The organism is Angelakisella massiliensis (assembly GCF_900104675.1).
Classification (GTDB): domain Bacteria; phylum Bacillota; class Clostridia; order Oscillospirales; family Ruminococcaceae; genus Angelakisella; species Angelakisella massiliensis.
In genome coordinates, this window is the sequence record NZ_LT629945.1 from 1,089,432 (window position 1) to 1,101,755 (window position 12,324).

Here is a 12,324-nt window from a genome sequence, read left to right on the forward strand (position 1 = left end):
ACCCCGACGCCTTTGATGAGAAAAACCGCCTGAGGAATCGCTCCCTCCAGGCGGTTTTTATCAGCTTAAATTTAGCGGTTTAATCTTCACTGTATCCGTTGGGATTTTTCCGCTGCCAGTTCCAGCTGTCCCGGCACATGGCCTCCAGATCTCTGACGGCGGACCAGCCCAGCTCCTCCCGGGCCTTGGTGGGGTCAGCGTAGCACTCCGCCACATCTCCCGGACGGCGGTCAACGATCTCATAAGGAATCTCCACACCGGTAGCCCGCTCAAAGGCGTGGACCATCTCCAGCACGGAATAGCCTCTGCCGGTACCCAGGTTATAGACCTGCAGGCCGCAGTTTTCCTCCAGCTTCTTCATGGCTGCCACATGGCCGTCGGCCAGATCCATCACATGGATGTAATCCCGCACACCGGTGCCGTCTGGAGTGGGATAGTCGTTGCCAAATACCCGCAGCCGCTCCAGCTTGCCCACCGCCACCTGGGTGATGAAAGGCATCAGATTATTGGGAATGCCGTTGGGGTCTTCACCGATCAGACCGCTTTCATGAGCGCCCACAGGATTGAAATACCGCAGCAGCGCGATATTGAAGGAGGGGTCCGCATGATACAGATCCCGCAGCACCTGCTCCAGCATCAGCTTGGTTTGTCCATAAGGATTGGTGGCACCCAGCGGGAAATCCTCCCGGATGGGCACCGTTTCAGGGACGCCATATACAGTAGCGGAGGAGCTGAAAACAAAATTCCGTACCCCCATCTTCTGCATTACCTGCAGAACGGTGATGGCGGATTGAATATTGTTTTGATAATACATCAGGGGCTTGGCCACGGATTCTCCCACCGCTTTGTAACCGGCAAAATGGATTACCGCTTCGATCTTCTCATTCTGAAAAATCTTTTTGACCGCGTCGTAGTCCTTCATATCCGCCAGATAAAAGCGCACATCACAGCCGGTGATTTCTTCAATGCGCTGTACCGCCTTCATCTTGCTGTTTTCCAGGTTATCCGCGATCACAACGGAATATCCCGCCTTGATCAGCTGCACGCAGGTGTGGCTGCCGATATAGCCGGCGCCTCCTGTTACCAGTACCGCCATTATGGTTGCCTCCCATCTCAAGTATAGAACGTTTTGGAGCCTGCTGCCTGTTTATGAGGAAAGCCGCTCCTCCACTGTTATTATACCCCCTTAAACAGCACTGGTAAATGGACAGAAAAAACATTTTACAGACTTTTTCCGCTTTTTTCAAATTTTCGCTGTTCCATTTGACGCACGGTAAAACCGTTTTCCCGCCTATTCATATCCTTCCATGGAACGGGCAAGATGCTTTTCCAGACGCACAATGGCAGCGTATTCAGATGGGCTCATGCCGGATATCTTTTTAAAATGCCGGGAAAAGTAATGGATAGAGGTATATCCCAGCGCCTGGGCGATTTGGGTAAAGGTTCCCCGGCTTTGTTCGATGGCTTCCTTGGCGGCCTTTATTTTCAATATCCCGAAATACTCCATCACACCGCCGCCGCTGTATTCCCGGAACATTTTCTGCAGATGGGAGCGGCCCACATGATTGGCTTTGCACACCTCTTCCAGACAAAGCTTCCGGTGAATGTTTCTGTTGAGATATTGCACCACCTGTTCATAAAGGTTCCGGGCAGACTGATTTTTGACGGGGTTTCGCTGTTCCCTCAGCCGCTGACGCTCCAGATTGATCAGCAGGCGCTCCAGCGCCAGGCGTACCACCTGCGGGCCTGCAAAACGCCGGGAATCCGGCAGGGACTGACTGCGCAGCAGCAGTCTGCCTTCCTCCAGCAGCTCATCCGCCAACCGCCAATCCTCCGTCCCCAACACAAAAAAGGTATCCTCCAAACGGCTCAGCAGGGCAGAAAAGGAGATGAATGCCACCACCAGCAGTTCGGCTTTTTCGTTGTTTTCCCACTGAGCGGCATAGATGGTATCCGCCCTGCGGATCATTCCTTCTCCCGGACAGAGGGTTTCATTCCGTCCCTCCAATACCAGGTGTATGGTACCTGTCCTTACCAGCACCATGACCCATAACCCCTGCCGGGGATGCAAAACGGGCCTTTTCTGTTCATGGGGACGGAAAATGTTGGCTTCCACCAATTGTTCCACCACAATTTCCTCTTGCAGCATGACTCTCCGGCGCTCCATCGCGTGTTCCCCCATTCCAAGGTGTAATACACTCAGCGAATAAAGGACCGCAATCGTATACAAAAGCATTTCATCTCGGTTGATGCTGACCGCTATGAGGATTTTCCACCCCAAAGTTCTCATCGTGCCACAAAAGATGCCTTAAAAGCTGAAACGATGGGATGGAAGCGGACCAGATGGGAAAAAGGAAGGCCCTTTTTCTACTGTGTGTTTTCCATTTTAATACAAATTTGTTGCGGACACAACAGTTTTTCCTAAAAAAATACATAAATTTTTTTAATTTTTATGCAAAATATCGCAGGCAGGATCAGCCTTTTTTAACTTTTTAATGGAGACGGTGCCAAGGAAAGCTCCTTTTACACAGCCATTTGCCGGCAAGGGTCACAGAAGAATAAAAAAACGTTTATCACCAGCCGATGCAGGGAAAAAGTCCGGATAAAAGCGGGGCATATTCCTTGTTTCTGTAAGAAGCCGCCCACAGGGTTAATCTATAAAAAAACTCCCACTGCCTTCAGCGTCAAAGCAGTGGGAGTGGCTGCAAGGTTTTTTTCCTGAAAAACGCAGCAGGCAGGTGGATACTGGAGCAAAAAGTTTTTTACCTGAACTGGGCGTTGTACAGCTGGGCGTAGAACCCGCCCAGAGCCATCAGCTGATGGTGGGTACCCTGTTCCACCACATCTCCGTCCCGTACCACCAGGATGTGGTCGGCGTTCTGGATGGTGGAGAGACGATGGGCAATAACAAAACAGGTCTTATCCGCCATCAGGCTCCGCATGGCCTGCTGGATCTGGCGTTCGGTGCGGGTGTCCACGTTGGAGGTGGCTTCATCCAGGATCAGCATGGGGGAGCCCATCAGCATGGCCCGGGCAATGGTGAGCATCTGCTTCTGCCCCTTGGAGATGGCCCCGCCATCCTCTGTAAGAATGGTGTCATACCCCTGAGGCAGCTGGAGAATGGCATTGTGGATATGGGCCGCCTTGGCCGCCTCCACCACCTTCTCCATGGTGGCGGTGGGGCTGCCGTAGGCCAGATTCTCATATACCGTGCCGGTAAAGAGCCAGGTATCCTGGAGCACCATGGTATAGGCGGAGCGGAGGCTTTTTCTGGTCACCTGACGGATGTCCTGGCCGTCCACCCGGATGGTCCCTTCCTGGGGATCATAAAACCGCATCAGCAGATTGATGAGGGTGGTTTTGCCCGCTCCGGTGGGACCCACAATGGCTACCAGAGAGCCGGGCCGGGCGTGGAGGCTCAGGTCGTGGAGGATGACCCGGTCAGGGGTATAACCGAAACGAATATGCTCCACCGAAACATCGCCCCGCACATCCTGGAGATCCTGAGCATCGGGAGCGTCGGCAGGTTCCTCCGGCTGATCCAGCAGCCGGAAGATCCGCTCCGCCGCGGCGCAGGCGGATTGCAGCTCAGCGATGATGTTGGCCATTTCATTGATGGGGCCGGAGAACTTTCGGGAGTAAAGCACGAAGGAGGAAAGATTGCCCAGGCTGATCCGTCCTGTCAGATACAGCAGCGCCCCAAAGACACTGATGAGGGAAAGGGAGAGATTGTTGATGAAGTTCACCGAGGGTCCCGTCATACTTCCGTAGTAGTCGGCATTGTAGTAGGCGTCCACAGCGGCGCCGTTGTGCTGGGCGAACCGCTGGGCGCTGTACTCCTCCCGGTGATAGGCCTTGATGACCCGCAGCCCGGAGATCATTTCCTCGGAAAAGCCATTGAGTTCGCCCAGCGCCTTGGAACGCTTCCGGAACAGCGGCTGCACCCGGGCCATGAGGTAGCGGGTAAAAAGGATGGAACAGGGGACCGTCACCGCGAACACCAGTGTCAGCAGGGGAGCGATGGCCACCATCATCCACAGGGACCCCACCACGGTGATAACGGTGGTGCACACCTGAAGCAGATCGGTGGAAAGGGAGGTGTTGACGGTGTCCACATCGTAGGAAATACGGCTGATGATGTCGCCGGTCTGGGTGGTGTCAAAGAAGCCCACCGGCAGGCGGGTCAGCTTTTCAAAGACGTCCCGGCGCATCTGATACACGGTCTTTTGGCTCAGGCGGATCATGATCACCGACAGCACCCAGGTAAGCAGGGAGGAAATGAGATAAAACAGCAGCATCAGCCCCGCGTAACGGAACACCAGCGGAAGCTGTACCTGACCGGGTCCCGGCTCAATGGCGTCCACCGCCAGACCCGACAGCCGGGGCCCCATCAGGGCCAGAACATTGCTCAGCACCGTCAGCCCCAGGGAAAGTATCAGCAGCAGACGGTAGCGGGAGAGATATTTCCACAGCCGGAGGATGACATGTTTTCCCTCCGCTATGGTGACTTTCCGTTCGGCAACTTTAATCGGCGGCATCGCTTCCACCTCCCATCTGCGAAATGGCAATCTCCCGGTAGGCGGGACATTCTTTCATCAGCTGGTCATGGGTGCCGCAGCCGATACAGCGTCCCTCCTCCAGCATCAGGATATGGTCGGCGTGGCGCAGGGAGCTGACACGCTGGGCCACAATAATGGTGGTGACCCCCTGATATCCCCCGGCAATGGCCTGACGCAGACGGGCGTCGGTTTGATAGTCCAGGGCGCTGGAGGCGTCATCCAGGATCAGGATCTCCGGTTTTGCCGCCAGGGCTCTGGCGATAAGCAGACGCTGCCGCTGCCCGCCGCTGATGTTGGTGCCCCGGGCGGTAAGATGGCTGTCAAAGCCTCCCTCCCGGGCATCAATAAAGTCCAGGGCCTGGGCGTCGGCGGCAGCCTGGCGCAGCCGCTCCATCCCCAGGGCACGGCCCAGCTGAATGTTCTCCTGGATGGAATCCCCAAAAACCATGTCGTTCTGGAACACCACCCCGAACTTTACCCGCAGTTCGTCGGGAGGGATGCTGTCCACACGCCGCCCGGAAATGCGGATCTCTCCCTGGGTGGGATCGTAGAAGCGCATGAGCAGGCTGAGGATGGTGGTTTTGCCGGAGCCGGTGGCTCCCATGATGCCCAGGGTCTCCCCGGGCCGGAGGGAGAAGGAGATATCAGTGAGGCTTTCCTGCCCCTGTCCATAGGCAAAGGAAACGTGATCGAAGCGGATATGATCCCCGGTATCCACCGGTTCCGAGGGCTTCAGCTTCAGATCCTCCTCCAGGGAGAGTACCTCATCGATCCGGCGGGCGGAGGCGCTGCCCTTGGAGCAGAGAACAAAGATCCGGTTGACCCCCAGCATGGCGTTGAGAATGATGGTGAAATAGCTGAGGAAAGCGATGATGGCCCCCGGCTTGGTCAGGCCGCTGTTGACCCGAAAGGCCCCAACCACCAGAATCAGGGTCAGCCCCGTGTTGAGCAGCAGGTTCATGGCGGGATTGCTGGCGGCCATGGTCACCGCGGCCCGGGTCTCCCGCCGCACCAGCTCCTTGTTGATCTGGTCAAACCGCTGGCATTCGTGCTCAGTTTTGGACAGCGCCTTGATGACCCGGATGCCGGAAATATTTTCCCGCACCACCTGTACCAGCCGGTCCACCCCCTGTTGGGTTCTGGTATAAAGGGGGATACCCTTTTTGGAGATGCCCACGATGACCAGAGCGATAAAAGGTAGCACCGCCAGCAGCACCAGAGTCAGCACCGGTTCCAGGGTGAGGGTGATGAGAACCCCGCCCAGCAGAAGAATGGGGGAGCGGACCCCCAGACGCTGCATGGAGGTGACCATCTGGTGGGTGTTGTAGGTGTCGGTGGTCAGCCGGGCTTCCAGGGAGGGAATGGTCAGCCGGTCCACCTGCCCGCAGGAAAGGGAGCAGATCTTGGAAAAAAGATCCTGCCGCAGCCGGCGGGTCACCTCCCGCCCTACAGCGGAGGCCATGCGATTGGCCATAATATTGGTCACCACCGCCAGGATGGAGCAGAGGATCATGGCCCCGCCCCACAGAAGGATTTTCCGGACATCCCGCAGAGGAACGATATCATCAATGATGGTGGCCAGAATCCAGGGCAGCAGCAGGTCCATCACAGTACCGACAAACTTGATGGTCATCTGAACCGCCATCCGCCCCCGGTAAGGATACAGATAGGTGAGTAAACGGCGCATCCCAAACCCTCCTTGCAGGAATAGTTGCATACACAACAAATAGTACCACCCGTTTTTCTCCCTGTCAACAAAGGCAGGGAAAGAAACGTTCATCTTTGCCCATAGGGGAAAACGGGGATGAGCAACGGAAATACAGCCGCCCCTGAACCGGTCCTCCGTCTGGCGGGGAAACCGGCGAAGGCCCCCCGCACAGGCTTTTGGGCTGTATTATTTTTATGATGCTGCCGCCCAATGATTTCTTTTAGGAGCAAAGGGGTAATATCGTGGGAAGAAAAGGGAAAGAGAGAAAATGCAATTCCCCCAAAACGGACGGCTGTTCTGCCGCCAGAGCTTTTCTGGATGAAAAAGCTTTTTTACCGGCCGGTTTTTGGGGCCGAACAGCAGTGATTTCACAGAAGAAAAAGGGGGAAATCAAAGAAGAAATCAGAGGTATCTGGACAAACGCCTTTTGGTATGTTATTCTGTGGTCAGAAGGTCAGAAAACGTTTGTCGGCTGCCATGGGCAACCGGCTTTTTTCAGTGCTTTGAAGCGAGGTTCATTATGTCAAATGCCATCAGAGAAACAGGGGAAGGTGCCAACGGTATCACAAGCGGTGTGATCTGGAAACAGCTTTTAAGCTTCTTTTTTCCCATCCTGCTGGGTATTTTCTTCCAGCAGCTTTACAACACCGTGGACGCGGTGGTGGTGGGACAGTTTGTGGGCAAGGAGGCCCTGGCTGCTGTAGGAGGCTCCACCGGTACGCTGATCAATTTGCTGATTGGATTTTTTGTGGGGCTTTCCTCCGGCGCCACGGTCATCATTTCCCAGTTTTACGGCGGACAGCAGGAGGAGCAGGTGAGCAAGGCTGTCCATACCGCGGCATCCCTCAGTCTGGTGGTGGCGATGCTGTTTACAATTGCGGGCCTTGCTTTTTCTGTTCCAGCCCTCCGGGCCATGGGTACCCCTGAGGATATCATGGGACACGCCACCATTTATATCCAGGTTTATTTCGCCGGTATCATCTTTCCTATTATTTACAACATGGGTTCCGGTATCCTGAGAGCGGTGGGAGATTCCAAACGGCCCCTTTATTTCCTCATCGTCTCCTGTATGGTCAATGTGGTGCTGGATATTCTGCTGGTGGCAATATTTAAAATGGGTGTGCTGGGAGCGGCGCTGGCCACCGTTCTCTCCCAAGCCGCCAGCGCGGTTCTGGTGCTGATGGCCCTGACCAAAACTCCTGCCTGCTATCGCCTGGACCGGGAACGGCTGGCCATGGACCGGAAGATCCTGGGGGATATCATCCGCATCGGATGCCCCGCCGGATTGCAGTCGGTGATGTATTCCGCATCCAATATCATCATTCAGGCCACCATCAATACCTTTGGTACCAATATCATTGCCGCCTACACCGCCTACGGCAAAATTGACGGCTTTTACTGGATGATCATGAGCGCCTTCGGCGTATCCATCACCACCTTTGTGGGACAGAATTTCGGCGCGCAGCTGTACGGGCGTATCCGTAAAAGCGTCCGGGTCTGTCTGGCGATGGCCATGGGCACCGCCATCGGTATCAGTATACTGCTGATGTTTGCCGGTCCCTACTGCTACAGGCTCTTTACCACCGACGCGGAAGTAATTGCCGATGGTATGCGTATGCTGCGGCAGCTGGTGCCCTTCTACTTTACCTATGTGTGCATCGAGATTCTGGCAGGCGCGGTGCGGGGAACGGGAGACTCCTTTATCCCCATGGTGATGACCTGCCTGGGGGTTTGTGTGCTCCGTGTGGCCTGGATCTGGATCGCGGTGCCCTATAACCCTGTGATCGATACGGTGCTGTTCAGCTATCCCCTTACCTGGTCGTTTACTTCGGTACTGTTCATTATTTATTATCTCCAGGGTGGATGGCTCCGCAGAAGAATTCAGCAAATGGGCTTCAGGCCGGAAGAGAGATAACATCCTTATATCACAAAAGGCTTGCGCCGGAATGCTGCCTTCCCAAAGGAGGCAATGTTCCGGCGCTTTTTATTGGCGTAAAAAGAAGCTTGAAGTTTTTTCTCCGGTGCATTATAATAATCCCCGGTCCTCTGTCACTGATGGGGGATGACCAGTCGCAAGTTCCTGGTCTGCGGCCCCGCGCCGCAAAAACATACTAGGGGCGGTCTGTGGATACGCCCTACGAAAGAAGGAAAACTGAATATGAAAAGTCAAAACCTCAGAGGGCTGGCCCGGAACGGTCTCATTGCCGCGGCCTACGCAGCCCTCAGCCTTGCGCTGACCCCCTTTACCTTTGGACAGGTCCAGTGCAGGGTGTCCGAAGCCCTCACTCTCCTGCCGGTCCTTTGCCCCTCCTCGGTGTGGGGTGTTACCCTGGGGTGTGTGGTGACCAATCTGGTGGGAGCCTCCGCCGGTACCAACTTCCTGGGCATCGCGGATGTGTTCCTGGGCTCCGCCGCTACGCTGGCGGCAGGGCTGATGACCGCCCGGCTGGGTAAATACCGCTGGAAAGGACTTCCTGTGTTGGCCAGCCTTCCTCCCGTGCTGCTCAACGCTATTGTGGTGGGGGGAGAATGGTGCTATGTGATGACCGGAGGACTGGCGCCTCTGCCATTTCTCACCTTCGGCGGCTTTATCGCCCTGGGACAGCTGGTTTCCTGCTGCGGTCTGGGCCTGGTGATGATCTACGCCCTGGAGAAAAGCGGCGCATCCCGTGTTCTCCAATAAACAAAAACATGATGAACTTGCTCTCGCCCCCGGCTTTATGCCGGGGGCGTTTGCGTTGCCGACTTTTGCGGCACGCATCCGGGGGATATCCTGCCCCCGGGTACATTGCTGCTTAGAGGTCGCCAGCCATTTTATTGATATGTAAAAGCTTCCGGAGAAAGCCCACAGCAAACAGCAGGCGCAGTTTGACTGGATGCCCACAGATGGTGGATTCAGACAGAAATTATTTTCTCCGGGTGAAGCTTATTGCCGGGACAGGGCAAAGGAGTATAGGGCAACTGTGTTATTTGGAGCAACCCTTTTGCCTGCCGCCTTTTTCCGTAGTCCAGCAGTTTTTTGGCGTTGCTGCCGGGGCGCCATCCATAGGCAATAAGAAAATCCGTGTGATCTACCATATATCGGTTGGCTCTGACAATGGCAAATCTCCGGGGTACAGATTCCATATCAGGTGGGTAAACAGTGCCATCAAAACCATCGGGCGTATCGATAGGACGTTCCCATGGATGGTATGGCAGCAGCAAATACAGATGAAGGGAGGCATTTGTCTGCTTGGCCTTGATCACCGCTTTTGCCGCCAGGCGGTCAAAGTGACCATAATGTCCCACAATAAATTCTGTTACCCCCAGTGTTGAAATATGCCGATCTACTTCAGCCGCCAATAAAGGAAAAGTTTCATCATTTGCATCCCGGTGTCCAATGAAAAAGCAAAGTTTTCCGTTCATAGCAACTAAATCACCTCTTTTGGGTTTATATTAACTCAAAAGAGGTAATCTTTTCAAGGGGAAATGGGTATCATTTTTCTCAAGAAGTGAGGTGATGCCCGTGGACATCGGTGAAGCGGTACAGGCGCGCATTTTGGAGCTGTGCCGGCAGCGGAATATTTCCATCAATAAGCTGAGCAGTCTCAGCGGCGTCACCCAGTCTACCGTCCACAACATTGTCAGCGGACGGAATCACAGCACCACCATTTCCACCATCAAAAAGCTGTGTGATGGTTTGGGAATCACCATCGAGGAGTTTTTTCATTCCCAGCTGTTCCGTCAGCTGGACCAGGAGTTAAAATAAACAGGAAAGCCGCCGGCAGAGAGAAGCCATCTCCTGCCGGCGGCAATTTTATAATGAGTTGTAAAGAGCAAAGTTCCCAAAGCAATCAAGAGACTAAAAAATCTATAAGCACAGAGCAGCGAGTGGATTGTCCGGCTTTACCCGGGCAACCGGCGAGCGGGCGGTTTTGCCTCTGTGGGCACAGGCGCAGAAACTATCCCTCCATCCCGTCCCCTTAACACTAAAAGGTACAAACCAAAACAGTGGCAGGCTGTCTGCCGGACTAACCTATTTGCTACGGCCTCAACTACGGGTTTCCAAAGGGATGAGTCCCTTTGGGCGCATCCCCCCGTATCCCCTGACACTCAAACAGCGAGTGGATTGTCCGGCTTTACCCGGGCAACCGGCGAGCGGGCGATTTTGCCTCTGTCGGCACAGGTGCAGAAACTATCCCTCCATCCCGTCCCCTTAACACTAAAAGGTACAAACCAAAACAGTGGCAGGCTGTTTGCCGGACTAACCCACTCGCTACGGCCTCAACTACGGGATTCCAAAGGGACGAGTCCCTTTGGGCGTAACCCCTTCGTATCCCCTGCAATCTATCCCCTGACAGAAATTTTCCCCTTTCAGCCTTCTCCGCCCTGAAGGGCCAGGGCCATCCGGTACAGTTCTCCTTTTTTGTAGCCAGTATCGGCGGCCACCTGCTTGGCGGCATCGGAGAGGGAAACGCCGCAGCCGTTGAGCTGGACGATCATTTCTGCCGCCTGCTCCTTGGTGACAAGGGTGCTTTCCGGTTCGGGGGCCCCTTCCACCACCAGGACGAATTCTCCCTTGGGCTCCCGCTGGGCGTAGAGGTCGCAGGCCTCTCCCAGAGTGGTGCGGAGAATCTCCTCATGAACCTTGGTCAGCTCCCGGGCCAGGGTGATCCGCCGCTCAGCCCCAAAGACCCTGGCCATATCCTCCAGGGTGGCCCGCAGCTTGTGGGGGGCTTCATAAAAGATCAGGGTCCGGCGATCATTTTTTACCGATTCCAGATGCTCCATCCGGCTGGAAGCCTTCACCGACAGAAAGCCTTCAAAGGCAAAGCGGCCTGTGGGCAGTCCTGAGGCGGCCAGAGCGGCAATGGCGGCGCTGGGGCCGGGCACCACTTCCAGGGGCACCTGATTTTCGTGACAGAGAGCCACCAGGTCTTCGCCGGGATCAGAGATGCAGGGCATTCCCGCGTCGGTGATGATGGCGCAGTTTTCCCCCGCCAGGATACGATCCAGAATCTGCTGGCCCCGCTGACGGATGTTATGCTGGAAATAGCTGACCATGGGCTTTTTGATCCCCAGATGATTGAGCAGCTTCAGGCTCACCCGGGTGTCCTCGGCGGCGATGAAGTCCACCGATTCCAGCACCTGAGCCGCCCGTGGGGAAAGGTCCCCCAGATTGCCGATGGGGGTTCCTACCAAATATAATTTACCCATGTCATTTATCCTCCTGTGATTCCGTGGGAGCATGGGCCGTTTCCTGCTCCAAACGGTAGATTCTTTTCATTTCCGGGGAAAAGCCTCCGGCGCCATCCTCCACAATCAGCGGAGCCTCCACCTGCAAAAAGGGGCGGCTCCCTTTTTTTCCTTCCATCAGCACCAGCCAGGGAGCCTTGTCCCCCCGCTGCTGGACCATCCGCAGCCGTTTGGGCTCGATACCGTGGTTCCGCATAGCTTCCATCATATCCGGCAGCCGTTCCGGTCGTTGACAGACGCACAGGCGACCCCCGAAGCGGAGGAGCCGGGAGGCGGCGGCACAGACATCCTCCATGGTGCAGCTGATTTCATGGCGGGCGGTGAGGCGTGCCTCCTTGGGGGAGGGGACCCCGTGCCCCGCTGGTTTATAGGGAGGATTGCAGGTAACCAGATCCAGTGTGGCCAGGGGGATGGTTTTCCCCAGCTGCCGCAGGTCCTGGTGAATGGGGATCAGCCGTCCCGCCAGTCGGTCTCTATTCTCTTCCGCCGTCACCATCAGCTGCTCAAAAGCCTGATCCTGAAGCTCCACGGCGTAGGCGGTTTGCGGCTCCAGCCCCCAGCGGAACCAGAGAAGAGGAATAATGCCGCAGCCGGTGCCCAGGTCGCAGACCCGCTCCCGGGAACGCCTGGCGGCGAAATCTGCCAGCAGGAAAGCGTCGGTGCCAAATTTATGAGCTGGGCTAACACAGATTCGGTAGTCTGGTCCCAGCTGTTCAAAAGTATAGGGAAAGGATGTCATGGGGTGCTCCTTTTATGTGTAATATTATTTAGGGATACGGAGGGATACGGCCAAAGGGACTCGTCCCTTTGGAAACCCGCGTC

11 protein-coding genes are annotated in these 12,324 nt (G+C 55.6%); 4 read left to right on the forward strand and 7 right to left on the reverse strand.

Features of this window, described 5'->3' with window-relative positions; translation table 11 throughout:
• Positions 1-79: 79 nt before the first annotated feature.
• The 4 genes from galE to BQ5383_RS10520 all read right to left on the reverse strand — a co-directional run bounded on the left by galE (position 80) and on the right by BQ5383_RS10520 (position 6,246).
• Positions 80-1,096 carry a UDP-glucose 4-epimerase GalE gene (gene galE, locus BQ5383_RS10505; protein WP_071431800.1) on the reverse strand — a complete coding sequence of 339 codons (1,017 nt, stop codon included), beginning with the start codon at positions 1,094-1,096 and terminating at the stop codon, positions 80-82.
• A 195-nt stretch (positions 1,097-1,291) separates the two neighbouring features.
• Positions 1,292-2,167, reverse strand: a complete 876-nt coding sequence (locus BQ5383_RS10510; protein ID WP_172724615.1) for a helix-turn-helix transcriptional regulator — start codon at positions 2,165-2,167, stop codon at positions 1,292-1,294.
• Between the two features lie 595 nt (positions 2,168-2,762).
• Complete coding sequence (locus BQ5383_RS10515; RefSeq protein ID WP_071431804.1) at positions 2,763-4,538, reverse strand: ABC transporter ATP-binding protein; 1,776 nt, start codon at positions 4,536-4,538, stop codon at positions 2,763-2,765.
• Positions 4,525-6,246, reverse strand: a complete 1,722-nt coding sequence (locus BQ5383_RS10520) for an ABC transporter ATP-binding protein (RefSeq protein WP_071431806.1) — start codon at positions 6,244-6,246, stop codon at positions 4,525-4,527. The genes BQ5383_RS10515 and BQ5383_RS10520 overlap by 14 nt, the downstream gene beginning before the upstream one ends.
• A 263-nt stretch (positions 6,247-6,509) precedes the next feature.
• On the opposite strand from BQ5383_RS10520, the gene BQ5383_RS20755 reads away from it, so the two are divergent.
• The 3 genes from BQ5383_RS20755 to BQ5383_RS10530 all read left to right on the forward strand — a co-directional run bounded on the left by BQ5383_RS20755 (position 6,510) and on the right by BQ5383_RS10530 (position 8,950).
• Positions 6,510-6,845: a hypothetical protein gene (locus tag BQ5383_RS20755; RefSeq protein WP_139193404.1), complete on the forward strand. Its 336-nt coding sequence runs from the start codon at positions 6,510-6,512 to the stop codon at positions 6,843-6,845.
• Entirely contained in the window at positions 6,788-8,182 is a 1,395-nt protein-coding gene (locus BQ5383_RS10525; protein ID WP_071431808.1) for an MATE family efflux transporter, read from the forward strand. The genes BQ5383_RS20755 and BQ5383_RS10525 overlap by 58 nt, the downstream gene beginning before the upstream one ends.
• 243 nt (positions 8,183-8,425) lie before the next feature.
• Complete coding sequence (locus BQ5383_RS10530) at positions 8,426-8,950, forward strand: QueT transporter family protein (protein ID WP_172724616.1); 525 nt, start codon at positions 8,426-8,428, stop codon at positions 8,948-8,950.
• A 212-nt stretch (positions 8,951-9,162) separates the two neighbouring features.
• Here the strand turns inward: BQ5383_RS10530 and BQ5383_RS10535 are convergent, their stop codons facing one another.
• Entirely contained in the window at positions 9,163-9,672 is a 510-nt protein-coding gene (locus tag BQ5383_RS10535) for a hypothetical protein (protein ID WP_071431811.1), read from the reverse strand.
• A gap of 94 nt (positions 9,673-9,766) precedes the next feature.
• Here BQ5383_RS10535 and BQ5383_RS10540 point away from each other — a divergent pair, with 94 nt between their 5' ends.
• Positions 9,767-10,015 (forward strand): helix-turn-helix domain-containing protein, encoded by a 249-nt coding sequence (locus tag BQ5383_RS10540; RefSeq protein ID WP_139193405.1) that lies wholly within the window; start codon positions 9,767-9,769, stop codon positions 10,013-10,015.
• A gap of 605 nt (positions 10,016-10,620) precedes the next feature.
• On the opposite strand, the gene rsmI is transcribed toward BQ5383_RS10540, so the two are convergent.
• Both rsmI and BQ5383_RS10550 read right to left on the reverse strand, forming a co-directional pair.
• On the reverse strand, positions 10,621-11,463 hold the full coding sequence (gene rsmI, locus BQ5383_RS10545; protein ID WP_071431813.1) for a 16S rRNA (cytidine(1402)-2'-O)-methyltransferase: 843 nt from the start codon (positions 11,461-11,463) through the stop codon (positions 10,621-10,623).
• 1 nt (position 11,464) lies between these two features.
• Positions 11,465-12,241 carry a tRNA1(Val) (adenine(37)-N6)-methyltransferase gene (locus BQ5383_RS10550; RefSeq protein WP_071431815.1) on the reverse strand — a complete coding sequence of 259 codons (777 nt, stop codon included), beginning with the start codon at positions 12,239-12,241 and terminating at the stop codon, positions 11,465-11,467.
• Positions 12,242-12,324: the final 83 nt, after the last annotated feature.